This is a genomic window from Pseudomonas sp. KH_046_1, from assembly GCF_057839025.1.
Genome location: NZ_CM174481.1, coordinates 5,283,236 through 5,307,612 on the forward strand (window position 1 = coordinate 5,283,236; position 24,377 = coordinate 5,307,612).

Annotated in this window: 23 protein-coding genes and 1 other RNA gene; 4 read left to right on the forward strand and 20 right to left on the reverse strand. The window is 60.7% G+C overall.

Annotation, left to right across the window (positions count from 1 at the left end):
- Positions 1 to 56: 56 nt before the first annotated feature.
- The 18 genes from lpxC to rsmI form a co-directional block, all read right to left on the reverse strand.
- Positions 57 to 968 carry a UDP-3-O-acyl-N-acetylglucosamine deacetylase gene (gene lpxC / locus AC3IT9_RS24130; RefSeq protein ID WP_007916984.1) on the reverse strand — a complete coding sequence of 304 codons (912 nt, stop codon included), beginning with the start codon at positions 966 to 968 and terminating at the stop codon, positions 57 to 59.
- Positions 969 to 1,080: 112 nt separating this feature from the next.
- Positions 1,081 to 2,274 (reverse strand): cell division protein FtsZ, encoded by a 1,194-nt coding sequence (gene ftsZ / locus AC3IT9_RS24135; RefSeq protein ID WP_150727950.1) that lies wholly within the window; start codon positions 2,272 to 2,274, stop codon positions 1,081 to 1,083.
- A gap of 72 nt (positions 2,275 to 2,346) precedes the next feature.
- Entirely contained in the window at positions 2,347 to 3,606 is a 1,260-nt protein-coding gene (gene ftsA, locus AC3IT9_RS24140) for a cell division protein FtsA (RefSeq protein WP_007972611.1), read from the reverse strand.
- Between the two features lie 15 nt (positions 3,607 to 3,621).
- On the reverse strand, positions 3,622 to 4,491 hold the full coding sequence (locus AC3IT9_RS24145; RefSeq protein WP_150727951.1) for a cell division protein FtsQ/DivIB: 870 nt from the start codon (positions 4,489 to 4,491) through the stop codon (positions 3,622 to 3,624).
- 4 nt (positions 4,492 to 4,495) lie between these two features.
- The gene (locus tag AC3IT9_RS24150; protein WP_489271188.1) at positions 4,496 to 5,479 is read right to left on the reverse strand and encodes a D-alanine--D-alanine ligase; all 984 of its coding nucleotides are present in this window, start codon (positions 5,477 to 5,479) and stop codon (positions 4,496 to 4,498) included.
- A complete protein-coding gene (gene murC / locus AC3IT9_RS24155; RefSeq protein WP_150727953.1) occupies positions 5,476 to 6,936 on the reverse strand; it encodes a UDP-N-acetylmuramate--L-alanine ligase in 1,461 nt (486 codons plus the stop codon). Before murC ends, AC3IT9_RS24150 begins: the two co-directional genes overlap by 4 nt.
- Entirely contained in the window at positions 6,929 to 7,999 is a 1,071-nt protein-coding gene (murG, locus tag AC3IT9_RS24160) for an undecaprenyldiphospho-muramoylpentapeptide beta-N-acetylglucosaminyltransferase (RefSeq protein WP_150756197.1), read from the reverse strand. Before murG ends, murC begins: the two co-directional genes overlap by 8 nt.
- Positions 7,989 to 9,206, reverse strand: coding sequence for a putative lipid II flippase FtsW (gene ftsW, locus AC3IT9_RS24165; RefSeq protein ID WP_150756198.1), 1,218 nt, complete (start codon positions 9,204 to 9,206; stop codon positions 7,989 to 7,991). The genes murG and ftsW overlap by 11 nt, the downstream gene beginning before the upstream one ends.
- Entirely contained in the window at positions 9,203 to 10,549 is a 1,347-nt protein-coding gene (gene murD, locus AC3IT9_RS24170; protein ID WP_489271189.1) for a UDP-N-acetylmuramoyl-L-alanine--D-glutamate ligase, read from the reverse strand. Before murD ends, ftsW begins: the two co-directional genes overlap by 4 nt.
- A gap of 6 nt (positions 10,550 to 10,555) precedes the next feature.
- The gene (gene mraY / locus AC3IT9_RS24175; protein WP_108214916.1) at positions 10,556 to 11,638 is read right to left on the reverse strand and encodes a phospho-N-acetylmuramoyl-pentapeptide-transferase; all 1,083 of its coding nucleotides are present in this window, start codon (positions 11,636 to 11,638) and stop codon (positions 10,556 to 10,558) included.
- The gene (locus AC3IT9_RS24180) at positions 11,638 to 13,005 is read right to left on the reverse strand and encodes a UDP-N-acetylmuramoyl-tripeptide--D-alanyl-D-alanine ligase (protein ID WP_489271191.1); all 1,368 of its coding nucleotides are present in this window, start codon (positions 13,003 to 13,005) and stop codon (positions 11,638 to 11,640) included. Before AC3IT9_RS24180 ends, mraY begins: the two co-directional genes overlap by 1 nt.
- Complete coding sequence (locus AC3IT9_RS24185) at positions 12,998 to 14,461, reverse strand: UDP-N-acetylmuramoyl-L-alanyl-D-glutamate--2,6-diaminopimelate ligase (protein ID WP_489271192.1); 1,464 nt, start codon at positions 14,459 to 14,461, stop codon at positions 12,998 to 13,000. Before AC3IT9_RS24185 ends, AC3IT9_RS24180 begins: the two co-directional genes overlap by 8 nt.
- Positions 14,461 to 16,200, reverse strand: a complete 1,740-nt coding sequence (locus AC3IT9_RS24190; protein WP_191624979.1) for a peptidoglycan D,D-transpeptidase FtsI family protein — start codon at positions 16,198 to 16,200, stop codon at positions 14,461 to 14,463. Before AC3IT9_RS24190 ends, AC3IT9_RS24185 begins: the two co-directional genes overlap by 1 nt.
- Positions 16,200 to 16,493 (reverse strand): cell division protein FtsL, encoded by a 294-nt coding sequence (gene ftsL, locus AC3IT9_RS24195; RefSeq protein WP_007998257.1) that lies wholly within the window; start codon positions 16,491 to 16,493, stop codon positions 16,200 to 16,202. The genes AC3IT9_RS24190 and ftsL overlap by 1 nt, the downstream gene beginning before the upstream one ends.
- The gene (gene rsmH / locus AC3IT9_RS24200) at positions 16,490 to 17,437 is read right to left on the reverse strand and encodes a 16S rRNA (cytosine(1402)-N(4))-methyltransferase RsmH (protein WP_489271194.1); all 948 of its coding nucleotides are present in this window, start codon (positions 17,435 to 17,437) and stop codon (positions 16,490 to 16,492) included. Before rsmH ends, ftsL begins: the two co-directional genes overlap by 4 nt.
- On the reverse strand, positions 17,434 to 17,889 hold the full coding sequence (mraZ, locus tag AC3IT9_RS24205) for a division/cell wall cluster transcriptional repressor MraZ (protein WP_007917012.1): 456 nt from the start codon (positions 17,887 to 17,889) through the stop codon (positions 17,434 to 17,436). The genes rsmH and mraZ overlap by 4 nt, the downstream gene beginning before the upstream one ends.
- A gap of 356 nt (positions 17,890 to 18,245) precedes the next feature.
- Positions 18,246 to 18,599, reverse strand: an RNA gene (gene rnpB / locus AC3IT9_RS24210) — RNase P RNA component class A.
- Between the two features lie 74 nt (positions 18,600 to 18,673).
- Positions 18,674 to 19,579, reverse strand: a complete 906-nt coding sequence (rsmI, locus tag AC3IT9_RS24215; protein ID WP_489271196.1) for a 16S rRNA (cytidine(1402)-2'-O)-methyltransferase — start codon at positions 19,577 to 19,579, stop codon at positions 18,674 to 18,676.
- 177 nt (positions 19,580 to 19,756) lie between these two features.
- Between rsmI and AC3IT9_RS24220 the strand changes: the two genes are divergently transcribed.
- The 4 genes from AC3IT9_RS24220 to AC3IT9_RS24235 all read left to right on the forward strand — a co-directional run bounded on the left by AC3IT9_RS24220 (position 19,757) and on the right by AC3IT9_RS24235 (position 23,203).
- On the forward strand, positions 19,757 to 21,568 hold the full coding sequence (locus AC3IT9_RS24220) for a penicillin-binding protein activator (RefSeq protein ID WP_489271197.1): 1,812 nt from the start codon (positions 19,757 to 19,759) through the stop codon (positions 21,566 to 21,568).
- Positions 21,568 to 21,930 carry a YraN family protein gene (locus AC3IT9_RS24225; RefSeq protein ID WP_008045939.1) on the forward strand — a complete coding sequence of 121 codons (363 nt, stop codon included), beginning with the start codon at positions 21,568 to 21,570 and terminating at the stop codon, positions 21,928 to 21,930. The genes AC3IT9_RS24220 and AC3IT9_RS24225 overlap by 1 nt, the downstream gene beginning before the upstream one ends.
- A gap of 104 nt (positions 21,931 to 22,034) precedes the next feature.
- On the forward strand, positions 22,035 to 22,628 hold the full coding sequence (locus tag AC3IT9_RS24230) for a phosphoheptose isomerase (protein ID WP_007972584.1): 594 nt from the start codon (positions 22,035 to 22,037) through the stop codon (positions 22,626 to 22,628).
- Positions 22,625 to 23,203, forward strand: a complete 579-nt coding sequence (locus AC3IT9_RS24235) for a BON domain-containing protein (protein WP_008045952.1) — start codon at positions 22,625 to 22,627, stop codon at positions 23,201 to 23,203. Before AC3IT9_RS24230 ends, AC3IT9_RS24235 begins: the two co-directional genes overlap by 4 nt.
- A gap of 51 nt (positions 23,204 to 23,254) precedes the next feature.
- Here AC3IT9_RS24235 and AC3IT9_RS24240 read toward each other — a convergent pair whose 3' ends face one another.
- Entirely contained in the window at positions 23,255 to 23,668 is a 414-nt protein-coding gene (locus AC3IT9_RS24240; protein ID WP_007998247.1) for a ClpXP protease specificity-enhancing factor, read from the reverse strand.
- 16 nt (positions 23,669 to 23,684) lie between these two features.
- Positions 23,685 to 24,302, reverse strand: coding sequence for a glutathione S-transferase N-terminal domain-containing protein (locus AC3IT9_RS24245; protein WP_007972581.1), 618 nt, complete (start codon positions 24,300 to 24,302; stop codon positions 23,685 to 23,687).
- Positions 24,303 to 24,377: the final 75 nt, after the last annotated feature.

Here is a 24,377-nt window from a genome sequence, read left to right on the forward strand (position 1 = left end):
CAGGATAAAAAAAGGCCACCCGAAGGTAGCCTTTAAAAACTAGAGAGATTTTTTGCTTACACGGCCGCAACCGGACGCATGTAAGAGATCGGTGCAGTGCTGGCGTCTTCGAACGTCACGACTTCCCAGGCATCTGTCTGCTCAATCAACTTGCGCAGCAGCTGGTTGTTCAGTGCGTGGCCGGACTTGAAGCCCTTGAACTCACCAATCAGGCTATTGCCCAGCAGGTAGAGGTCACCAATTGCATCGAGAATCTTGTGCTTCACGAATTCGTCTTCATAACGAAGGCCGTCTTCGTTCAGTACGCCATCGGCGTCGACCACAATAGCGTTTTCAACGCTGCCGCCGAGTGCGAGGTTGTGCTTGCGCAGGTACTCGATGTCACTCATGAAACCGAAAGTACGGGCGCGGCTGACTTCTTTTACGAACGAAGTGCTGGAAAAATCCACGCTTGCACTTTGGGTGCGGTCCCGGAAAACCGGGTGATCGAAATCGATCTCGAAGCTCACCTTGAACCCTTCGAAAGGGACGAAAGTGGCGCGCTTGTCGCCGTCTTCCACTGTCACTTCACGCAGGATGCGGATGAATTTCTTGGCGGCGTCCTGTTCTTCCAGGCCTGCCGATTGAATCAGGAAAACGAAGGGTCCAGCGCTGCCATCCATGATCGGGACTTCGGACGCGGAGAGCTCGACGTAGGCGTTATCGATGCCCAGGCCAGCCATGGCCGAGAGCAAGTGCTCTACCGTGTCCACTTTGACGTCGCCATTGATCAGCGTGGTCGACATAGTGGTTTCACCGACGTTTTCCGCGCGGGCAGGAATCTGCACCACAGGGTCGAGGTCAGCGCGACAAAACACAATGCCAGTGTCGACAGGCGCAGGCTTGAGGGTCAGGTAGACCTTCTCCCCGGAGTGCAGGCCTACACCTGTGGCACGGATAATATTTTTCAGTGTGCGTTGTTTAATCATGGCTTGGGCCGCTTCAGCGCAAATTGCGAACTGGTATCAACAAAGGCTGGCGATGATAGCAGACCGAGCCTTTGCTGAACACCAATCACCTTCATAGCCCTGATACATTCCATCAATCGGCCTGACGACGCAGGAAAGCCGGGATGTCCAGGTAGTCCAGGTCATCTTGCGGATTCATCTTCGCGGCAGTCGCAGCACCGGCCTGGGCCTGGTTGCGCATGACGGTCGGACGGTCCAGGTCACGGTAGTTCACCGCTGGAGCTTCCTGACGAACAGGGGCCTGTTGTTGTGGCTGTGCAGACATCGAAGTGTGAACGGTGTTGTCGATGATCTTCACAGGCTTTTCGATTTTAGCGCCTAAACCTGTGGCAACGACAGTCACGTGCAGCTCGTCGCGCATGTCCGGATCGATAACGGTACCGACCTTGACCATCGCGTGCTCGGAAGCGAAGGCTTCAATGATGCTACCCACGTCGGAGTACTCACCCAGAGACAGGTCAGGACCGGCAGTGATGTTCACCAGGATGCCGCGTGCGCCTTGCAGGTTCACGTCTTCGAGCAGCGGGTTGCGGATGGCCGCTTCGGTCGCTTCACGTGCACGGTTCGGACCGCTGGCGCAGCCAGTGCCCATCATCGCCATGCCCATTTCGCTCATCACGGTACGCACGTCAGCGAAGTCGACGTTGATCATGCCCGGACGCTTGATGATGTCGGAGATACCGCGAACGGCACCGGCCAGTACATCGTCGGCCTTGGCGAAAGCCGACAGCAGGCTTGCGTCTTTACCGAGGATGGTCAGCAGCTTCTCGTTGGGAATGGTGATCAACGAGTCGACGCTTTCAGACAGCAGACGGATGCCTTCGTCGGCGATCTGCATGCGCTTGCGGCCTTCGAACGGGAACGGACGAGTCACGACCGCAACGGTCAGGATGCCCATTTCCTTGGCCACTTCGGCGATGATCGGCGCAGCACCGGTACCGGTACCGCCACCCATGCCAGTGGTGATGAACACCATGTTGGTGCCCTGCAGGACTTCGGCAATGCGCTCACGGTCTTCCAGAGCAGCCTGACGACCTACTTCAGGGTTGGCGCCAGCGCCCAGGCCCTTGGTCACACCGGTACCCAGTTGCAGGATGGTCCGCGCGCCGATGGATTTCAGCGCCTGGGCATCAGTGTTGGCGCAGATGAACTCAACGCCTTCAATGTTGCTCTTGACCATGTGGTTGACAGCGTTGCCGCCGCCACCGCCGACACCGATAACTTTGATTACCGGGCTTGCGGGGATGTTGTCTACGAGTTCGAACATTTTCCCTCTCCTTACATTCTCTAGTTTTTTCGCCTACTGCGTGCTTCGGTGAAACGGTATTACGGTAAAGCTTTAGAAATTGCCCTGGACCCACTTCTTCAGTCGGTCCAGCAACGGAGCCTGTGGCTCTTCGTTGCTGTAGCTGTCGCGGCTGCCGATGCCCGAGAACGAGATGCCGTCGGACTGCTTCTGCAGGCCGTACATCAACAGGCCGACGCCGGTGGAATAGATCGGGTTGCGCACCACGTCATCCAGACCTTTCACGCCGTGAGGCACGCCCAGGCGGACCGGCATGTGGAAGATTTCCTCGGCCAGTTCAGTGGCGCCTTCCATCTTCGCGGTACCGCCGGTCAGCACGATGCCGGCCGGGATCAGGTCTTCGTAGCCGCTGCGGCGCAGTTCGGCCTGGATCAGCGTGAACAGTTCGTCGTAGCGCGGCTCGACCACTTCGGCCAGGGCCTGGCGGGACAGTTCGCGCGGCGGACGGTCGCCGACGCTTGGCACCTTGATGGTTTCACCGGCACCGGCCAGTTTGGCCAGGGCGCAGGCGTAGCGAATCTTGATTTCTTCGGCGTACTGGGTCGGAGTGCGCAAGGCCATGGCGATGTCGTTGGTCACCTGGTCACCGGCAATCGGGATCACCGCGGTGTGACGGATCGCGCCTTCGGTGAAGATCGCGATGTCGGTGGTGCCGCCGCCGATGTCCACCAGGCACACGCCCAGCTCTTTCTCGTCATCGGTCAGTACCGAGTACGCGGAAGCCAGTTGCTCGAGAATGATGTCGTCGATTTCCAGACCGCAGCGGCGCACGCATTTTTCAATGTTCTGTGCAGCGTTGACGGCGCAGGTGACCACGTGGACCTTGGCTTCCAGACGCACGCCGGACATGCCCAGCGGCTCGCGGACGCCTTCCTGGTTATCAATCACGTAATCCTGCGGCAGGGTGTGCAGCACACGCTGGTCAGCCGGGATCGCTACGGCCTGGGCAGCGTCGAGAACGCGCTCGAGGTCCGCCGAGCTGACTTCGCGATCACGAATCGCCACGATGCCGTGGGAGTTCAGGCTGCGGATGTGATTGCCGGCTACGCCGACGAACGCCGAGTGAATGCGGCAACCAGCCATCAGCTGCGCTTCTTCGATGGCGCGCTGGATCGATTGCACGGTGGATTCAATGTTCACCACCACGCCTTTTTTCAGGCCACGGGACGGATGGGTACCGATCCCGACGATTTCCAGCGTGCCGTCGTCCGCGACCTCGCCCACCAGCGCCACCACCTTGGAGGTGCCGATATCGAGACCGACGATCATTTTGCCGCTTTGCACGTTTGCCATGGGTCCTGCCTCTTCTTAATTCTTCGCGACAGCGGGTTGGGCTGCCGTGGGCGCTACAGGTTCCCGCCAGCCAACAGCGAGGCCGTTGGCGTAGCGCAGATCGATGCGCGCAATGTTCGTAATCTGTTCTTTGAGCGTCTTGTCATAGATGGCGATGAAACGGCGCATCTTTTCCACCTGGTTGCCGCGTCCCAGCAGCAGTTCGATCCCGGGACCCGCGCTGCCGGGGCCGGTGGTCAGGAACCAGCTGCCGCGATCACGCAGTTCCAGGCGAGCTATCGAGAAGCCCAGCGGCCTGAGCATCTGGCTCAGCACCTGGTATTGCTGCATCACTTGCTGTTGAGCCCGCTGCGGGCCGAACAGCTGAGGCAAGTGTTCGTAGTTCGCCAGCTCGCGCGGGGTGAAGGCCTGACCCTGATTGTTCAACAGCGACTCGTCGCCCCAACGGGCCACCGGCAGTTGTTCTTCCAGGCGGATCACCACTTGATCCGGCCACACCCGGCGCACTTCGGCGTGGGCAATCCATGGCATCGTTTCCAGCTCGGTGCGCATGCTCGCCAGGTCGATGGTGAAGAAGCTCGACGCCACGTACGGGGCGATCCGCTGCTGCACTGCTTGCTGGCTGATGTAACTCAAGTCGCCCTGCACGTTGATTTTGGTGATCGGCCGGTCGGCATACGGCAACAGCCGTGTCGCGCCCTCGTAAGTACCGAACCCCAAAGCCACCAGCACTACCGGCCAGAACAGGCTTTTCAGAAAGCCGAAATTGGCTTTCGGCAGGCGCGCGGACATCGGCTCTTTGGCCACCATTCGGCTGGCACCCCGCGGTACCGGCTTGCGGCCGGTCGGTGCGGTGGGCTGATGTCTGAGCTGAGCGCCTTGCATGGCCTTAACCTCTCGTCGACTCTTGGTTACCGGCAGCATTGCCGGCAACGCTCTGGGCCAGAATGGCCAGAACCAGTTGCTGGAAGTCCAGACCGGCGGCACGGGCCGCCATCGGCACCAGGCTGTGATCGGTCATGCCCGGTGCTGTGTTGACTTCCAGGAACCAGAACTGCCCGTCGGCGTCCTGCATCACGTCTGCCCTGCCCCAACCGGCGATACCCAGCGCTTCACAGGCTTTCGCCGTGAGGTCCATGAGTTCCTTTTCCTTGGCGCTGTCCAGACCGCACGGAATGCGGTACTGGGTATCGTTGGCGATGTACTTGGCGTCGTAGTCGTAGAAGCTGTGCGTCGTGCCCAGGGCAATCGGTGGCAACACCTGGTCACGCAGGGTGGCGATGGTGAACTCCGGACCGTGAATCCATTGCTCGACCAGCACTTGCGAATCGTAGGTACTGGCCGCTTTCCATGCGTCGATCAATTCGGACGCGGAACTCACTTTGGCCATACCGATACTTGAACCTTCATGGGCCGGTTTGACGATCAAAGGGAAGCCCAGTTCCGTCGCCGCCAAAATACAATCGGCCTCGCTGCTCAGTACCGCGTGACGTGGGGTCGGAATGCCCAGGCTGTGCCAGACCTGCTTGGTGCGCAGTTTGTCCATGGCCAGGGCCGAAGCCAGGATGCCGCTGCCGGTGTACGGAATGCCCAGGCATTCGAGCAGGCCCTGCATGCTGCCGTCTTCACCGCCACGGCCGTGGAGGATGATGAAGGCGCGGTCGATCTTTTCGTTGAGCAGTCGCTGCAGCAGGTCATCGCCCACGTCGAGGCCGAACGCGTCCACACCGGCGCTTTGCAGTGCGTCCAGAACGGCGTTACCCGACTTCAGGGAGACCTCACGTTCGGCACTCTTGCCGCCGAACAGCACGGCGACGCGGCCGAAGTCTTTCGGCGCGATCGTGGAGACCAGGTTGGCGTAGGCAGCAGTCATTTCAACTTCCCCTTCTCCGGCGCGGCAACGGCACCGGCGAACAACTCACTTTTCAACAATTTTGGTGCGAGACCGCCAATATCGCCGGCGCCCTGGCACAGCAGGATGTCGCCGGCGCGCAGCAGCGGCTTGACCACTGGCGCGAGGTCGACACCACGCTCGATGTAGATCGGGTCGAGCTGGCCACGCTGACGGATGCTGTTGCACAGCTTGCGGCTGTCGGCGCCCGGAATCGGCTCTTCGCCGGCAGGATAGACTTCCATCAGCAGCAGTACGTTGGCGTCGGCCAGCACATTGACGAAATCGTCGTACAGGTCACGGGTACGGCTGTAACGGTGCGGCTGGTAGACCATCACCAGGCGGCGCTCCGGCCAGCCGCCGCGTACGGCCTTGATCACGGCCGCGACTTCCGTCGGGTGGTGACCGTAGTCATCGACCAGCATCACATTGCCGCCGTCCACCGGCAGTTCGCCGTAGACCTGGAAACGTCGGCCGACACCCTGGAACCCGGACAGACCCTGGACGATGGCTTCATCGCTGACGCCTTCGTCGGTGGCGATGCAGATGGTCGCCAGTGCGTTCAATACGTTGTGGTTGCCCGGCATGTTCACCGAAACATCCAGCGGCTCACGGTCAGGGCGCAGCACGGTGAAGAAGGTCTGCATGCCTTGCTGGCGCACGTTGATGGCACGCACGTCGCAGTCTTCGCCGAAGCCATAGGTGACCGTCGGGCGTTTGACCTGCGGGAGGATTTCACGCACCACCGGATCGTCCAGGCACACCACCGCCAGACCGTAGAACGGCAGGTTGTGGAGGAACTCGACGAAGGTTTTCTTCAACTTGTTGAAGTCACCGTCGTAGGTCGCCATGTGATCGGCGTCGATGTTGGTGACCACGGCCACCAGCGGCTGCAAGTGCAGGAAGCTGGCGTCGCTTTCGTCGGCTTCGGCGATCAGGTAGCGGCTGGTGCCAAGCTGGGCATTGGTGCCCGCGGCATTCAGGCGTCCACCAATGACGAATGTCGGGTCCAGGCCACCGGCGGCGAACACCGAAGCGATCAGGCTGGTGGTGGTGGTTTTGCCGTGGGTACCGGCAACGGCGATGCCGTGGCGATAACGCATCAGCTCAGCCAGCATCTCTGCACGCGGCACCACCGGTATACGGCGTTCCAGTGCGGTGGCGACTTCCGGGTTGGACGTGTTCACGGCGCTCGACACCACCAGCACATCGGCAGCGGCGGCGTTCTCGGCGCGGTGGCCGATGAAGATCTGCGCCCCGAAGGACTCCAGACGCTCGGTCACCGGCGAAGCCTTCAGGTCGGAACCGGACACTTCATAGCCCAGGTTCAACAACACTTCAGCAATCCCGCACATGCCCACACCGCCGATACCGACGAAGTGGATGCGGCGGATGCGGCGCATTTCCGGTTGCGGCATGGCTTTCTGATTCTCAACCATGGGCCACCTCCAGGCAGCTATCGACCACGTTACGGGTGGCATCGGGTTTGGCCAGGCGGCGTGCTGCAGTAGCCATTTCGTTGAGTCGTTGTGGTTGCATCAGGACCTCTGTCAGGCGAGCGGCAAGATCCGCTGCGCCAGTCGTTCTTTGTGGCATCAGGAAGGCTGCGCCTTCACGGGCCAAATATTCGGCGTTGCGGGTCTGGTGATCGTCGATGGCGTGAGGCAAAGGCACCAGCATCGAGGGCAGACCGGCAGCGGCCAGTTCACTGATGGTCAGCGCGCCTGCGCGGCACACCACCAGGTCGGCCCAGCTGTAGGCTTGGGCCATGTCTTTGATGAAGGGCTGCACCTGCGCCTCGACGCCAGCCGCGCGATAGCGCTCTGCAGTCACTTCATCGTGGTTTTTGCCGGCCTGATGGAACACTTCCGGACGCAGATCGCCAGCGACTTGCGACAGGGCTTCAGGCAGCAACTTGTTCAACGGCTCTGCGCCCAGGCTTCCGCCCAGGATCAGCAAACGCGCCTTGCGACCGGCCAGGGCAGGTCGCGATGTCTCGAGGAACAGCTCGGTGCGCACCGGATTACCGGTGGTCCGGCGGCTGTCCGACAGGGTAAAGGTGTCGGGGAACGCTTCACAGACTCGGGCGGCCAACGGCACCAGCAACCGATTGGCGGTACCGGCCACGGCGTTCTGCTCGTGAACGATCACCGGCACGCCGGCCAGTTTGGCCGCGACACCGCCAGGACCGGTCACAAAACCACCAAATCCGACGACGCAGACCGGCTGCAGACGGCGAATGATCGCCCGCGCCTGCCAGACCGACTTGAACAACATGAACGGTGCCTTGAGCAGGGACAATTTGCCCTTGCCGCGCAGACCGCTGGCGTGGATCCGATGCAACTCGATACCTGCCGCCGGCACCAGATCGTTCTCGATCCCACGCGGGGTGCCGAGCCAGTGCACGGTATAGCCGCGCGCCTGGAATTCGCGGGCACAGGCCAGCGCCGGGAACACGTGACCACCGGTGCCGCCGGCCATGATCATGACGTTAGCGCCCATGGTTCGTCTCCTCGGCGAAGTCGCTCTCATGGAACTCCATCTCTTCACTGCCCAGGTGGGTTCGACTTTCCCACTCGATACGCAACAACAAGCCGAGACAGGCACAGCAGATCACCAACGAACTGCCGCCATAACTGAGGAACGGCAGGGTCAGACCCTTGGTCGGCAGCAGGCCGACGTTCACGCCGATGTTGATCAGGAATTGACCAATCCACAGGAACGACAGACCGTATGCCACGTAAGCTGCAAAAAACTGCTTGGCCTTTTCAGCCCACAAACCGATGTACATGCCGCGAATACACACAAAGACGAACAGTGCCACGGTGCACAACGAACCCACGGCACCCAGCTCTTCGGCCAGGACCGAGAACACGAAGTCAGTGTGGGCTTCCGGCAGGTAGAACTGTTTCTGCACGCTATTGCCCAGGCCAACGCCCAGCCACTCGCCGCGACCGAAGGCGATCAATGCCTGGGACAACTGATAGCCGGCGCCGAACTGGTCGGCCCACGGGTCGGCAAAGTTGGTCAGACGCGCCATTCGATACGGCTGCATTTGAATCAACAGCACCACCGCGCCGACGGCCAGGACCACCATCAGGGAAAAACGGAACAGCCCGACGCCGCCAAGGAACAGCATCGCCGCCGCCGCCCCCATCATCACGACGGTGGCACCGAAGTCCGGCTCCATCAGCAGCAGGCCCGCCATCGGCAGCAGCACGATGAACGGCTTGAAGAAGCCCATCCAGCTTTCACGCACTTCTTTCTGGCGACGCACCAGATAACCGGCGAGGTAGATCACCACGAACACCTTGGCGATCTCGGAAGGCTGGACGTTGAAGAAACTGAAGCCGATCCAGCGCATCGAGCCGTTAACCTCCCGGCCGATCCCCGGAATGATCACCATCACCAGCAAGCCGAACGCACCCAGCAGCATCAGCCAGCCCAGGCGTTGCCAGGTGGCAATCGGGATCATCATGGTGACGATGCAGGCCCCCAGGCCCAGCACCGCATAAATCAGGTGGCGAATCATGTAATACAGGGCGCTGCCCGACTGCACGGCCGCCACTTCGGTCGATGCCGAGGCGATCATGATCAGCCCCAGGCCGAGCAGCGTCAGGCAACCGGCGAGCATCGGAAAGTCGAGGTCGATACCGCGCCCAGTGATGAGCGGCGATGGATACGGCTTGATGATGCCTTTGAGGCTCATGCCAGATCCTCCACGGCTTGGACGAACTGGTGACCACGGTCTTCGTAGTTCTTGAACATGTCGAAACTGGCGCAGGCTGGCGACAGCAGCACTACGTCGCCCGGTTGGGCTGCGGCACGGCATTGCTCGACGGCTTCGACCAGGGAGCCGGCGCGGATCAGCGGTACGGCATCGCCGATGGCCTCGCCGATCTTGTCGGAGTCACGGCCCATCAGCACCACCGCGCGGCAATTGGCCGCCACCGGATCGCGCAGGTCCTTGAACTCGGCACCCTTGCCGTCGCCACCGGCGATCAGCACGACTTTGCCGTCGATGTCTGCGCCCAAACCTTCGATGGCCGCCAGTGCGGCGCCGACGTTGGTGGCTTTGGAATCGTTGTAGTAGCCCACGCCGTCGAGGTCACGAACCCATTGGCAACGATGCTCGAGACCGGCAAAGGTGCGCAGGCTCGACAGCATGGCATCGAACGGCAGGCCAACCGCATGGCCCAGGGCCAGGGCCGCCAGGGCGTTGGACTGGTTATGGGCGCCGCGAATCTTCAATTCGCGCACCGGCATCAGGTTCTGGAATTCGAAGGCCAGGTATTTCTCGCCGTCTTCTTCACGGATACCAAACGCCTTGAAATCGGGTTTGCTCAGGCCGAAAGTCCAGCATGGCTGCCCTTCACCCATCAACGGACGACTCAGGGCGTCCTGGCGATTGACCACGAACTGCCTGGCGCCACGGAAGATCCGGTGCTTGGCCAGGTGATAGGCCGGCAGACCGCTGTAACGGTCCATGTGGTCTTCGCTGACGTTGAGCACGGTCGCCACTTCGGCGTTGAGCTGATCGGTGGTTTCCAGCTGGAAACTCGACAACTCCATCACGTACAGCTCGATGTCGTCGCTGAGCAAGTCCAACGCCGGGGTACCGAGATTGCCACCGACGGCAACACGCTTGCCGGCCGCAGCCGCCATCTCGCCGACCAGCGTGGTGACGGTACTTTTCGCGTTGGAACCGCTGATGGCCACGATCGGCGCCTTCGCGTTACGCGCGAACAGCTCGATGTCACCGGACAATTTCACGCCACGGGTGGCAGCGGCCTGCAGGGCCGGGGTCGCCAGCGCCAGGCCGGGGCTCACGTAGAGCTCGTCGGCACGGCACAGGAATTCGACGTCGAGCTCGCCACAACGCACTTCCACGTGCGGATAGTCACGCTTGAGCGTGGCCAGTTCCGGTGGATTTTCCCGCGTATCGGCCACGGCAAACGCCACGCCCCGGTTCGCCAGGAAGCGAACCAGGGACATGCCGCTCTTGCCGAGGCCGACAACGATGCGGAAGTGGTCAGAAGCGATCAGAGACACGAGTTTCTACCTCAGCTTCAGGGTGGCAAGGCCGACCAGCACGAGAATCACGGTGATGATCCAGAAACGGACGATCACGCGCGGCTCGGGCCAGCCCTTGAGTTCAAAGTGGTGGTGAATCGGTGCCATGCGGAACACGCGGCGACCGGTCAGTTTAAAAGAGGCGACCTGAATGACGACGGACAGGGTTTCCATCACGAACACGCCGCCCATGATGAACAGAACGATTTCCTGACGGACAATCACCGCGATGGTGCCCAAGGCCGCGCCCAGCGCCAGTGCGCCGACGTCACCCATGAAGACTTGTGCCGGATAGGTGTTGAACCAGAGGAAGCCCAGGCCGGCACCGATCAACGCGCCGCAGAACACGATCAATTCGCCCGCGCCCGGCACATAAGGAATCAGCAGGTATTCGGCGAACTTCACGTTACCCGACAGGTAGCAGAAAATCCCCAGGCCACCGCCGACCATCACGGTCGGCATGATCGCCAGGCCGTCGAGGCCGTCGGTCAGGTTGACCGCGTTGCTCGAACCGACGATCACGAAATAGGTCAGGACGATGAAGCCGGCGCCCAATGGAATGCTGTAGTCCTTGAGCATTGGCAGGATCAGCGTGGTTTCCACCGGCGTGGCGGCGGTCACATACAGAAAGATCGCCGCGCCCAGGCCGAATACCGATTGCCAGAAATACTTCCAGCGGCTTGGTAACCCGCGGGAGTTTTTCTCGATGACCTTGCGGTAGTCGTCGACCCAGCCGATGGCGCCGAACAGCAGGGTCACCAGCAACACGACCCAGACGTAACGGTTGCTCAGGTCAGCCCACAACAGGGTGCTGACACCGATGGACGACAGAATCAGCGCGCCACCCATGGTCGGTGTACCCGACTTGGACAGGTGCGACTGCGGGCCGTCATTGCGAACGGATTGACCGATCTGACGGTTCTGCAGGGTGCGGATCATCCACGGGCCATAGCACAGCGACAAGACCAGCGCGGTCAGTACACCGAGAATCCCGCGCAGGGTCAGGTACTGGAAGACCGCGAAGCCTTTGTAGAACTGTTGCAGATACTCCGCTAGCAGCAGCAGCATTAATGTTTCTCCAGACTGGACCCGCACAAGGCGGCGACGACGTTTTCCATCGCAGCGCTGCGCGACCCCTTGATCAAAATGGTGGTGTTTGTGTCTTGCTCGGCGCCCAGGGCCTTGATCAGCTCAGCCTGCGTGCTGAAGTGAAAAGCCTGTGGACCGAATGCGTTCACGGCGTGAGCCATCATTGGCCCGACGGCGTACAGCGCAGAAACCTTGCCACGGGCGTACTCGCCCACGTCGCGGTGCCCCTGCTCCGCCCATTCGCCCAACTCGCCGATATCCCCGAGCACCAGGACGGTGCGACCGGAAAAGCCGGCCAGTATATCAACGGCAGCGCACATGGAGGTGGGATTGGCGTTGTAAGTGTCATCGATCACGCGTATGCCATTGCTGGCCAATTGCGCAACGGTGCGACCCTTGACGGGTTGCACCGCGCCAAGGCCGGCGGCAATACCGAGCAGCGACACACCCAGGGCATGGGCGGCAGCGGCGGCGGCCATGGCATTGGCGACGTTGTGGGTGCCGAGCAGGTTCAGTTGAACGCGCTCCGAGCCTTCAGGGCTGTGCAGGTTGAACGCCGGGCAGCCGCGAGCATCGGTAGCCAGGTCACTGGCGTAGAAATCGGCGCTGGCGTTGCTCAACGCAAACGTCAGCACTTTGCGATCACCGGCGCGTGCCTTCCAGATACCGAATGCCTTGTCGTCGAGATTCAGAACGGCGACGCCATCGGCATCCAGCCCTTCGATGATCTCGCCCTTGGCTTCGACGATTTTGTCCGGACCGCCGAACTCACCGACGTGGGCGGTCCCGGCGTTATTGAGAATGGCCACATGGGGTTTGGTCATGCTCACGGTGTAGGCAATTTCGCCCAGGCGCGAGGCACCCAGCTCGATCACCGCAGCGGTATGTTCCGGCGCCAGTTCGAGCAGGGTCAGCGGAACGCCGAGGTCATTATTCAGGTTGCCACGGGTCGCCAGCACTGCACCGCGCGTGCGCAGGATGCTCGCAAGCATTTCCTTGACCGTGGTCTTGCCGCTGGAACCGGTAATGGCTGCAACGGGTTGGGTGAACGCGGCGCGGTTCAACGCACCGAGCTGCCCCAACGCCTGACGGGTGTCGCTGACCAACAGTTGCGGCAGCGTGCTGTCGGCGACTTCACGCTCGACCAGCGCGGCCACGGCGCCCTTGGCGGCGACTTCATTCAGATAATCATGACCATCGAAGCGCGGACCGGCCAACGCGATAAACAGTTGACCGGGCTTGATTGCGCGGCTATCGATGCTGACACCGTCGAAACTGGCATCGGCGGACACCAGGCGAGCATTCAACGCGCCGGTCAGCTCACTCAGGTTCAAGGCCTTAAGCATGGGCCACCTCCCACGCGGTCAAGGCATGAACGGCCTCGACCAGATCGGAAAAGGCATGACGCTCGCCGTTGATTTCCTGATAGTCCTCGTGACCTTTACCGGCCAGGACAATCACGTCATCCACCGAGGCACTGGCGATCAGCCGGGCAATCGCCTGACCACGACCGGCAACGAACTCCACTTTATCCACAGCCGTGAAACCGGCGCGGATGTCATCGAAAATCACTGCAGGGTCTTCAGTACGCGGATTGTCGTCTGTAACCAGAACACCATCAGCCAAGCGCTCGACCACTTCAGCCATCAACGGACGCTTGCCGCGATCGCGGTCGCCGCCACAGCCGAACAGGCACAGCAACCGGCCCTTGGCGTGTGGACGCAGGGCCAGCAGTACTTTTTCCAGGGCATCCGGGGTGTGGGCGTAATCGACCACCACCAGCGGCTGCGAGCCACCGCCCAGACGCTGCATGCGACCGGCAGGGCCTTCAAGCTTCGGCAGCACCTTGAGGATTTCGTCCAGGGCATAATCCAGACCGAGCAACGCACCGACCGCCGCCAGGACATTGCTCAGGTTGAAGCGACCGAGCAAGGTGCTGCGCAAGAGGTGCTCGCCCTGTGGCGTGACCAGCGTGGCGCGCACGCCTTCGTCGTCGAATTGCGCCTGGCGGCAATACAGGTAGGCGCTGGAATCTTCCAGGCTATAGGTGATCAACCGCGACTCGCACTTGTCGGCGGCCAGTTGCCGACCAAACTTGTCGTCGAGATTGACCACGCGGCATTTCAAATCATTCCAGGCAAACAGCCTGGACTTGGCTTCGCCGTAAGCCTGCATGGTGCCGTGGTAATCCAGGTGATCGCGGGACAGGTTAGTCATCACCGCCACATCGAAGGCCAGTGCCGTCACACGGCCCTGGTCCAGGCCATGGGAAGAAACTTCCATCGCCACGGCTTTGGCCCCGGCCTTCTTCAGGTCCGCCAGGGTCGCTTGCACGGCAATCGGATTCGGTGTGGTATGCAGGCCGCTTTCCAGTGCGCCGTAGAAACCGCAACCGAGCGTGCCGACCAGGCCACAGTGCTGGCCGAGCAGGTCCAGTGCCTGGGCGACCAATTGCGTCACGCTGGTCTTGCCGTTGGTGCCGGTTACGCCCACCAGGTTCAGGTGATGGCTCGGCTCGCCATAAAAACGCCCGGCGATGTCCGACAGTTGAGCCGCCAGGCCTTTGACCGGAATCAGCGGCACTTCCGTGATCGGCAGGACCGTGGCGCCTTCTATTTCATAGGCCACCGCAGCCGCGCCGCGTTGCAAGGCGTCGGCAATATGCGCGCGTCCATCGAATTTCCCGCCTGGCACGGCGAGGAACAGATCACCCGCGCGCACATTGCGACTGTCCAGGGCGAGTTCGCGAATCAGCAGATCGTGGCCGGCGTGAGGGAAAATCTTGTTCAGGCTCAGAGACATCAGCCTCGCCCTCCATTGGCTTTCAGCGGAACGACCGGTGTTGCGTTCGCTTGTTGAGTAGGTGGCAGGTTGTCCGGCGTAATGTTCATCAGGCGCAGGGTGCCCGACATCACGCGACTGAACACCGGCGCGGAAACCAGGCCGCCGAAGTAACCGGCCTTGGTCGGCTCGTCGATTACCACCACGATTGCGTAGCGCGGATCGCTCATCGGGCCGAACCCGGCGAACAGCGAGCGATAGGAATTCTCGGCGTAACCTTTGGTGCCGACCGACGTTTTACGCGCGGTACCCGATTTGCCGCCCACGTGATACGCCGGCACCTGCGCACGGAATACACCGCGCGGGGCTTCGATCACTTGTTGCAGCATGGTTTGCATGGTTTTCGCGACAGCTTCCGGCAATACCTGAGTGGTTTGCGGCGCCTTGTCGGTCTTGATCAGGGTCAGCGGCGCGAGACGACCATTGTTGGCCAGGGCCGAGAAGGCGTGGACCAACTGGATCGCGGTAACCGAGATACCGTAGCCGTAGGACAGTGTGGCGGTTTCTGCCTTGCGCCATTCGCGGTAGTTCGGCAGGTTGCCGACGCGCTCGCCCGGGAAGCCCAGGCCGGTGTCCTGGCCGAGGCCGACTTTCTGCGCGAGACGGAAAATGGTTTCGCCGCCGATATCGAACGCGACCTTGCTCATGCCGACGTTACTGGAGTTGATCAGGATGCCGGTCAGGTCGAGCACCGGACCTTCGGACTTGGAAACGTCCTTGATGGTGTACTTGCCAATCTGCAAGGTGCCCGGATACACCTCGACCGTGTCGCTCGGTTTCCAACGGCCGGTTTCAATGGCGGCGCTCATCGAGATCGCCTTCATGGTCGAGCCTGGCTCGAACACGTCGATCATCGCGCGGTTACGCATCATCGCCGGCTGCAGGTTGCGGCGGTTGTTCGGGTTGTAGGTCGGCTGGTTGACCATCGCGAGAATCTCGCCGGTCTTCACGTCCATGATCACCAGGCTGCCGGCCTTGGCGCCGTTCTCGATGATCGCGTTGCGCAATTCGCGGTTGGCCAAGTATTGCAGGCGCAGGTCAATGGACAACGCCAAGGGCTTGCCGGCCTTGGCGTTTTTGGTGACCTGCACATCCTTGATCAGCCGGCCGCGCCGGTCCTTGATCACCTGACGCTTGCCAGGGACCCCGGCCAGCCATTCGTCGTAGGCCAGTTCGACGCCTTCACGACCGTGATCGTCGATGTCGGTAAACCCGACCATATGGGCAGTGACTTCGCCGGCAGGATAAAACCGCCGGAATTCCTCGATGCCATAGACACCCGGCACCTTCAGGTCGAGCACAGCCTGGCCCTGCTCAGGCGTCAGCCCGCGCACCAGGTAAATGAATTCTTTGTTGGCCTGGGCTTCGAGACGTTCGGCCAGGGCTTTCGGGTCCTGCCCCAAGGCAGCCGCCAGTGCTGGCCACTTCTCTTTGGCCGTTTGCATTTCCTTGGCGTTGGCCCAAAGGGTGGTGACCGGAGTACTCACGGCCAAAGGCTCGCCGTTGCGGTCGGTGATCAGACCACGGTGAGCCGGAATCGGAATATGACGAACACTGCGGGCATCGCCCTGACCTTTGAGGAAAGCACGGTCGACCACTTGCAAATCGATGATGCGCCAGGCAATCGCGGCCACCATGATGCCGAGCAAACCCAGCACCAGACGGAACCGCCATGGAAAGAGCGCGCCTTCGAGTTTCATCATGGCGCCACCATCTTCACGTCAGCGGCACCGGGGATGTGCATTTTCAATTGTTCGGTGGCCAGCACTTCGATACGGCTGTGGGCGGTCCAGGTGCTCTGCTCCAGAATCAACCGGCCCCACTCCGCCTGCGCCTTGTCGCGCACGCTCAATTCGTTGTACAGCGAATTCAACAGCTGACGGTTCCAGTGCGCGCTGTAGGACACGCCGATGGCCGACACGAGCACGCCGACAAACAGCAGCAGCATGAAGAAGCTTCCGCCGGGCAATGGCTTGGCGAAAAGCTTGCTCACCGCAGCTTCTCCGCCACGCGCATGACAGCACTACGGGAACGTGGGTTGGCTTTGAGTTCGGCGTCGGAGGCCGTCTGCGCTTTGCCATGGACTTTGATTTTCGGTTCGAAGGCGACATGCCGAACCGGCAGGTTGCGCGGCAGGTTGTCGGCTTCGCCTTTCACCAGCTTGCGCATGAACAGTTTGACGATACGGTCTTCCAGCGAATGGAAGCTGATCACCACCAGGCGACCGCCCACTTCCAGGCATTCCAGCGCGGCTTCGAGGCCGGTTTCCAGATCGCCCAGTTCGTTGTTGACGTGAATACGCAATCCCTGGAACGCGCGGGTTGCAGGGTTTTTGCCCTTTTCCCACGCAGGGTTGGCGACCTTCAGGACTTCTGCCAAGTCACCGGTGCGCTCGAATGGCTTGATGTCGCGGCGCTCGGCCACGGCGCGGGCCATGCGGCCGGAGAAACGCTCTTCGCCGTATTCCTTGAACACCCGGGTGATTTCTTCCACGGGCGCGGTGTTGACGAATTCGGCGGCGCTGATGCCACGGGACGGATCCATGCGCATGTCCAGCGGACCATCGTTGAGGAAGCTGAAGCCGCGCTCAGGGTCGTCGAGCTGTGGCGAAGACACGCCAAGATCCAGCAGCACGCCGCTGACCTTGCCGGCCAGACCGCGTTCTGCGACTTCCGAACCGAGCTCGGCAAAGCTGCGCTGCACAACGACAAAGCGGCCGTCTTCGGCCGCTAGCGTTTGCCCGGTGGCAATCGCTTGTGGATCTTTATCGAATCCGAGCAACCGACCATCGGGACCGAGCTGGCTGAGGATCAACCGGCTGTGTCCGCCGCGCCCGAACGTACCGTCCAGATAGCAGCCATCAGGACGTACGGCGAGAGCCTCGACGGCTTCGTCAAGCAGTACGGTGATGTGGTTAAAGCCGCTATCAATAGTCACAGGATCAAATCACGCAGTTCATCAGGCATAGCGCCCGGTTGTTGAATGGCAGCCAGGTCAGCGGCAGAAACCGCGTTCCAGGCATCCTCGTCCCACAATTGGAACTTGTTCAGTTGGCCTACCAACATCGCGCGCTTATCCAACTTGGCATATTCACGAAGACGCGGCGGAACCAGAAAACGACCACTGCCATCGAGCTCGAGGTCGACGGCATTACCAATCAGTAAACGTTGCAGGCGGCGGTTCTCTTCGCGAAGCGAAGGCAGTGCGCGCAGTTTGGTTTCAATAATTTCCCACTCATCGAGGGGGTAAACACACAAACAAGGATCAACGGCATCAATTGTCACGATCAATTGACCGGAGCTTCGCGAATCGAGCTCGTCACGGTACCGGCTCGGCATTGCGAGACGGCCCTTTGCATCGAGACTGATAGCGTTAGCTCCGCGAAACACGTCAGCGTCTCTCCAAATTCTAGCGTTTTGAGTTCAAAAAACCCACTTCATGCCACTTTCCGCCACTTACGCACACTATAGGAATGCGCCCACCACACCGTCAAGGCGCGGATTAAAGGAAAACCCTTACAGAACTGAGATTTAGGAGCATTAACGGAGGGGTAACGAGAATCCGGCAGATGAAACTGACCGATAACTTGAATCAGCACAGAAGGCTGTGTTCGAAAGTTAAAGTAATTTATTAAGAGTAAGATTTTTTTGGTATTACAAAAGAGGTTCTGCGGATGAATGTGTAAGGAGGGAAATTGCTATCACCCAACCCCCTGCCTGATGATTCAAGCAGAGGAGAGAAAAAGGTGGAGAGTCGATCTGTAAGCCGGGTTCTGTCTTGAACAGTCATTCGTCTACGATGGCCATCACTGGACATCTTTAGCAACCTACCCGGTCCCAGCGCGGGCCACGCCTTGGGACCCTATTTGGTCTTGCTCCAAGTGGGGTTTACCTAGCCACGAACTGTTGCCAGACGTGCGGTGCGCTCTTACCGCACCTTTTCACCCTTACCGGCGCCGAAGCGCTTAGGCGGTTATTTTCTGTGGCACTTTCCGTAGGCTCACGCCTCCCAGGCATTACCTGGCACTTCGCCCTATGGAGCCCGGACTTTCCTCCCCCCCCTAATTTTCATAGGGGGCAGCGACTGTCCGATCGACTCTCCGCCGCGAAGGTTACCGGCACAGCGCCCGAAGAACAAGCGCCAAGCGCCATTGAGCACGCCTGTGCGTCGGGTTTAATCGCCCTTCTGCTGATCCAGCGCAATCTGATACAGCACATTCTTTCGCTCACCGGTGATTTGCGCCGCCAAAGCCGCCGCACGTTTGAGCGGCATTTCTTCGAGCAACAGGTTGAGGATGCGCATCGCCTCACTGCTGACGGCACCTTCCTCCTCAGGCGCGGACCAGCCCGCCACCAGTACCACGCACTCGCCGCGCTGCTGATTGCTGTCCGACTCGACAAACTCGCGCAGCTCAGCCAGCGGCAACCCCTTGAGAGTCTCAAACGTCTTGGTCAGCTCACGGGCAAGCAGCGCCGGGCGCTCGGGACCGAACACCAGCTCCATGTCTTGCAGGCATTCCAGGATGCGATGAGGGGCCTCATAGAAGATCAATGTGCGAGGTTCTTCCTTTACCTGTTCGAGACGTGCTCGCCGCCCCACAGCCTTGGCCGGGAGGAAACCTTCGAAAATGAAACGGTCGGAAGGCAGACCCGCCGCCGACAACGCTGCAATCAGCGCACAGGCACCCGGAACCGGCACCACATTGATGCCCGCTGCCCGGGCCTGCCGCACCAGGTGATAACCCGGATCGGAAATCAGCGGCGTCCCGGCATCCGAGATCAACGCCACGTTGTCACCGGCGAGCAGACGAGTGATAAAGCGACTACCTTCATCCCGCTCGTTGTGCTCATGGCAGGCCGCCAATGGCGTCGAGATGCCGAAGTGTTGCATCAAGCGCTGGGAATGACGGGTGTCTTCCGCGGCAATCAAGGCCACTTCACGCAGGATCTTCAGCGCCCGCGCACTGATGTCATCCAGGTTGCCGATGGGCGTCGCCACCACATAAAGCGAGCCAGCAGCGGAATTCAAAGCACCTGGAGCAGTCAAAGCGCACACCTCATGATCGGTAAAAGTCGCCATTGTAGCGCGTAGCGAGACTCACGATACCCGCAAGCAAACGAGGTATCGGCGACTGTTTGTGCGCTGGCGCAACATTTACACCAGCTAAATTGATCGATTCACGCCAGTAACATCGCGCCCCGGCCAGTGCTTGGGTACAATTCCACGCTAATTTGATCGAGTATCAGGAACGCTTACATGATCGCTTGCCTGCGGCTGTTATCTGCCCTCTGCCTCGCTGCCTTGCTGGCGGCTTGCGCCAGCTCGCCCTCCTCCAGCCTTGGCGAGCTTCCACGGACACCGGACGCCAGTATCGAGCAACTGCTTGAGAAGGCCTCCCAAAGCAAATCACCGGAAGATGCCGCCCTGCTGCGCTTGAGCGCTGCCGACCTGGCTTATCGCCAGGGCAATGCCGGCCAGTCCGCGCAAATCCTGCAACAGGTTCCTGTCGAACAGCTCAAGCCGGGCCCACAGGTTTTCGCCAACACCCTGGCGGCTGAACTGGCCATGACCCGCAATCAGCCCAAGGCCGCGCTGGCTGCCTTGAGCCACCCAAGCCTGCAATACTTGAGCGAACTGCCCGACGAACAACAGGTCCGCACCGGCACCGTTCACGCCCGCGCACTTGAAGCCGATGGCCAGACCCTCGCCGCCGCTCGCCAGCGCATTTTCATCGCCCCGATGCTCGAAGGTGAAGCCGCGAGCAAAAACCATGAAGCCATCTGGACACTGATCGCTTCGCTACCGACCAATCAGTTGCAGCCAAGTGCCACCGACGATCTCGGCGGCTGGATGGCCCTGGCACTGGCCGTTAAATCCGCCGGCACCCTGGAGCAGCAACAGGCCGCCATCGACAACTGGCGCGCGCAGAATCCGAAGCACCCGGCAGCCGTTCAATTGCCGCAGCCACTGACCCAACTCAAGGAGCTGGCCAGCCAGCCCCTGAACAAGATCGCCCTGCTGCTGCCTCAGGACGGCCAACTGGCCTCGGTTGGCAAAGCGCTGCGCGACGGCTTCATGGCCGCTCACTACCAGGCCCAACAGGCCGGGCAGAAACCACCCGCCATCGAGTTCTATGACAGCTCGCGCCTGACTTCCATGGACGAGTTCTACCGCAAGGCCCAGGCCGATGGCGTGCAACTGGTCGTCGGCCCGCTGGAGAAGCCGCTGGTCAAGCAACTGAGCACTCGCCCGCAATTACCGATCACCACCCTGGCACTGAATTACAGCGAGGGTGATCAAGGCCCGGCGCAGCTGTTCCAGTTCGGTCTTGCCGCTGAAGACGAAGCCCGCGAAGTGTCGCGCCGCGCTCGCGCCGACGGCCTGCATCGCGCAGCCATCATGGTGCCGAAAGGTGAATGGGGCGACCGCGTGCTCAAGGCGTTCAGCCAGGATTGGCAAGCCAATGGCGGCACCATCGTCGCCACCGAACGCGTCGATCAACCGGTCCAGTTGGCCCAGCAGATTGCCGACATGTTCCAGCTGCGCCAGAGCGAAGGTCGCGCCAAGAGCCTGCAAAGCACGGTTGGTTCGCAAGTCGCTGCCCAGCCATCGCGCCGCCAGGACATCGAGTTCATTTTCCTCGCCGCAACACCGCAACAGGCCCAGCAAATCAAACCGACCTTGAACTTCCAGTACGCAGGCGATGTTCCGGTCTACGCCACCTCCCACGTGTTCAGCGCCAGCGGCGACGTCAACCAGTACAACGACATGAATGGTATTCGCTTCTGCGAGACACCATGGTTGCTGGACGCCAATGATCCACTGCGCCGCCAGGTCACTGCCCAGTGGCCACAAGCCGCCGGCAGCCTGGGGCGCCTGTATGCCATGGGTGTGGACGCCTATCGACTGGCGCCACGCCTGGGCCAGCTCAAGTCCCTGCCGGACAGCCGCATCGACGGTGAGTCGGGCAGCCTTGGCATGTCTCAGAGCCAGCGGGTCGTGCGCCAGTTGCCATGGGCCGAGTTCGCCAATGGCCAGGTTCAGCGCCTGCCGGACACCGCTCGCTGATGCCCGACAGGTCACGCCAGCAAAGCGGCAAGGATGCCGAGCGCCATGCGCTCGAGCATCTTCAACAACAGGGTCTGCGCCTGCTGGCGCAGAACTGGTTGTGTAAACGCGGCGAGCTTGATCTGGTCATGCTAGATGGCGATACAGTAGTATTCGTTGAAGTCCGCTACAGAAAAAACACTCAATGGGGTGGCGCGCTCGATAGCATCGATGAGCGCAAACGGCAAAAACTGATTTTCGCCGCGCAATATTTTCTTCAGCGCGAGCCGCGCTGGGCCAATTCCCCTTGCCGCTTCGACGTGATTGCCATCGACAGCAACCTCGATCAATTGAACTGGCTACAGAATGCCTTCGACGGCTGATCGCCGGCATTGCGAACCGGACACTATCACCCAACACTTTTGCTCTTTGCTTTGCGGGCTGCACATTCACGTGCCGAACAGCCGCGCTACTTAAGGTCACACAGATGGACATGCAATCGCGAATTCGCCAGCTTTTTCAGGCCAGTATCGACACCAAGCAACAGGCGATGGAAGTACTTGCACCGCACATCGAGCAAGCCAGCCAGGTCATGGTCAACGCCCTGCTCAACGAAGGCAAAATGCTTTCCTGCGGCAACGGTGGCTCTGCCGGCGATGCCCAGCACTTCTCGTCCGAGCTGCTCAATCGCTTTGAGCGCGAGCGCCCGAGCCTGCCGGCCATCGCCCTGACGACCGACAGCTCGACGATCACCTCGATCGCCAACGACTACAGCTACAACGAAATCTTCTCCAAGCAGATCCGTGCACTCGGCCAACCCGGCGATGTGCTGCTGGCCATCTCCACCAGCGGCAACTCGGCCAACATAATTCAAGCGATCCAGGCCGCACATGATCGCGAAATGATTGTCGTAGCATTGACGGGACGTGATGGCGGCGGCATGGCGTCGCTACTGTTGCCCGAGGACGTCGAGATTCGCGTACCGGCCAACGTCACCGCTCGTATTCAAGAAGTCCACCTGCTGGCGATCCATTGCCTTTGCGACTTGATCGACAGCCAATTGTTCGGGAGTGAAGAATGACCCCTAATCGCCTTGGCCTACTGGCCTTGACCCTGTGCCTCGGCATCAGCGGCTGCACCTCGGTGGTGACTGCCAGCCGTGAAGCACCGATTGAAGATGACCGCGGCACTCGCACACTGGGCAGCAAGATCGACGATTCCCTGATCGACACCAAGGTTGGCGTGAACATCGCCAAGGCCGACCCGGCCCTGGATAAGGATTCGCACATCGTCGTCACCAGCTTCAACGGTGTCGTGCTGCTCGCCGGGCAAACGCCACGCGCGGACCTCAAGGCCAAGGCCGAACAGGCCGCCGCCGCTGTCCAGCGCGTGAAACAGGTGCACAACGAACTGCAAGTCCTGCCACCCTCTTCGTTGCTGGCACGCCAGAACGACACCTGGCTGACCACCAAGATCAAGACCCAGATGCTCGCCGATGCGAACATCCCTGGTTCGCGCATCAAGGTTGTCACTGAAAACGGCATCGTCTACTTGCTGGGCCTGCTGACCAAGCAGGAAGCCGCGCAGGCGACCAATCTGGTACAAGGCGTATCCGGCGTGCAGAAGATTGTGAAGTTGTTCGAGTACATCGACTGACCCGCAATCTCACGCAATAAAAAAGGCGATCCATCTGGATCGCCTTTTTTATTACTTCACCACTTTCAGACTGGGGCGACCGCTTGGACGCGGTGGCTCACTGTCGGGTGGCGGAAGATCGTCATCCGGTTCGATCTCATCGTCCTCGCCCATCGGCGATTCCAGATCGAACACCATGCCCTGGCCATTCTCCCGGGCGTAGATACCCAGGATCGAAGCAATGGGCACGTACAAGGTGTGCGGTACGCCACCAAAGCGCCCTTCGAAACTGACCGCCTCGTTATCCATGTGCAAGTGACGCACGGCTTGTGGCGATACGTTCAGGACGATCTGTCCGTCACTGGCAAACCCCTGAGGCACCTGCACCGACGGGTACTCGGAATTGACCAGCATGTGCGGGGTGCAATCGTTGTCCACAATCCACTCATAGAGCGCGCGGACCAGATAAGGTCGACTGGAGTTCATAACGGCTCCTTAAGCCTTAGCGCATGTCGCGTTCGACACCAGACAGACTCGCCTGGAATGCCTCACGCGCAAACTGGCGCTCCATATAATCAAGCAGCGGCTTGGCCGGCCGCGGCAGTTCTATACCCAGAATCGGCAATCGCCAGAGTATTGGCAATAGGCAGCAATCCACCAGACTTTGTTCCTCACTGAGGAAAAACGGTTTGTCGGCAAATAGTGGCGACACACCCGTCAGGCTTTCACGCAACTCTTTTCGAGCCACGGCACGGGCCGCCTCCTTGGTCCGCGAATCCAGAATCAGATCCACCAGACCACACCAGTCTCGCTGAATGCGGTGTATCAGCAGACGACTGTTGGCACGCGCCACGGGATAAACCGGCAGTAGCGGCGGGTGCGGGTAACGCTCATCCAGATATTCCATCACCACAGTCGACTCCCACAACGCCAGGTCGCGATCGACCAGGGTGGGCAAGCTGCCGTAAGGGTTCACTTCAATCAGTTTAGGTGGCTGGCGACCAGCCTCCACGTAAATGATCTCGGCGCTGACACCCTTCTCTGCCAGTACGATGCGCACTCGGTGGGAATAGTGGTCGGCGGGGTCGGAGTAACAGGCCAACCGATTGGTCACGCCCATGGCGATCCTCCTCGCTTGTAGAAATTATCGAAAGCTCAAAAACGAGCGCGCCCAGAGGGCGCCTCCCGTAACGAC

What these genes read in the sequence shown, in the direction of transcription:
- lpxC (WP_007916984.1), bottom strand. Translation starts at nt 968, where the DNA reads ATGATTAAACAACGCACACTGAAAAATATTATCCGTGCCACAGGTGTA.
- AC3IT9_RS24150 (WP_489271188.1), bottom strand. Translation starts at nt 5,479, where the DNA reads ATGACTGCTGCCTACGCCAACCTGGTCTCCACGATCGCGCCGAAAGAC.
- murC (WP_150727953.1), bottom strand. Translation starts at nt 6,936, where the DNA reads ATGGTTGAGAATCAGAAAGCCATGCCGCAACCGGAAATGCGCCGCATC.
- rsmI (WP_489271196.1), bottom strand. Translation starts at nt 19,579, where the DNA reads ATGGCGACTTTTACCGATCATGAGGTGTGCGCTTTGACTGCTCCAGGT.
- AC3IT9_RS24180 (WP_489271191.1), bottom strand. Translation starts at nt 13,005, where the DNA reads ATGCTTAAGGCCTTGAACCTGAGTGAGCTGACCGGCGCGTTGAATGCT.
- ftsZ (WP_150727950.1), bottom strand. Translation starts at nt 2,274, where the DNA reads ATGTTCGAACTCGTAGACAACATCCCCGCAAGCCCGGTAATCAAAGTT.
- ftsA (WP_007972611.1), bottom strand. Translation starts at nt 3,606, where the DNA reads ATGGCAAACGTGCAAAGCGGCAAAATGATCGTCGGTCTCGATATCGGC.
- AC3IT9_RS24185 (WP_489271192.1), bottom strand. Translation starts at nt 14,461, where the DNA reads ATGTCTCTGAGCCTGAACAAGATTTTCCCTCACGCCGGCCACGATCTG.
- AC3IT9_RS24245 (WP_007972581.1), bottom strand. Translation starts at nt 24,302, where the DNA reads ATGGGCGTGACCAATCGGTTGGCCTGTTACTCCGACCCCGCCGACCAC.
- ftsW (WP_150756198.1), bottom strand. Translation starts at nt 9,206, where the DNA reads ATGAGCCTCAAAGGCATCATCAAGCCGTATCCATCGCCGCTCATCACT.
- AC3IT9_RS24230 (WP_007972584.1), top strand. Translation starts at nt 22,035, where the DNA reads ATGGACATGCAATCGCGAATTCGCCAGCTTTTTCAGGCCAGTATCGAC.
- AC3IT9_RS24220 (WP_489271197.1), top strand. Translation starts at nt 19,757, where the DNA reads ATGATCGCTTGCCTGCGGCTGTTATCTGCCCTCTGCCTCGCTGCCTTG.
- AC3IT9_RS24225 (WP_008045939.1), top strand. Translation starts at nt 21,568, where the DNA reads ATGCCCGACAGGTCACGCCAGCAAAGCGGCAAGGATGCCGAGCGCCAT.
- AC3IT9_RS24235 (WP_008045952.1), top strand. Translation starts at nt 22,625, where the DNA reads ATGACCCCTAATCGCCTTGGCCTACTGGCCTTGACCCTGTGCCTCGGC.
- mraY (WP_108214916.1), bottom strand. Translation starts at nt 11,638, where the DNA reads ATGCTGCTGCTGCTAGCGGAGTATCTGCAACAGTTCTACAAAGGCTTC.
- AC3IT9_RS24190 (WP_191624979.1), bottom strand. Translation starts at nt 16,200, where the DNA reads ATGAAACTCGAAGGCGCGCTCTTTCCATGGCGGTTCCGTCTGGTGCTG.
- AC3IT9_RS24145 (WP_150727951.1), bottom strand. Translation starts at nt 4,491, where the DNA reads ATGCAAGGCGCTCAGCTCAGACATCAGCCCACCGCACCGACCGGCCGC.
- AC3IT9_RS24240 (WP_007998247.1), bottom strand. Translation starts at nt 23,668, where the DNA reads ATGAACTCCAGTCGACCTTATCTGGTCCGCGCGCTCTATGAGTGGATT.
- murG (WP_150756197.1), bottom strand. Translation starts at nt 7,999, where the DNA reads ATGGGCGCTAACGTCATGATCATGGCCGGCGGCACCGGTGGTCACGTG.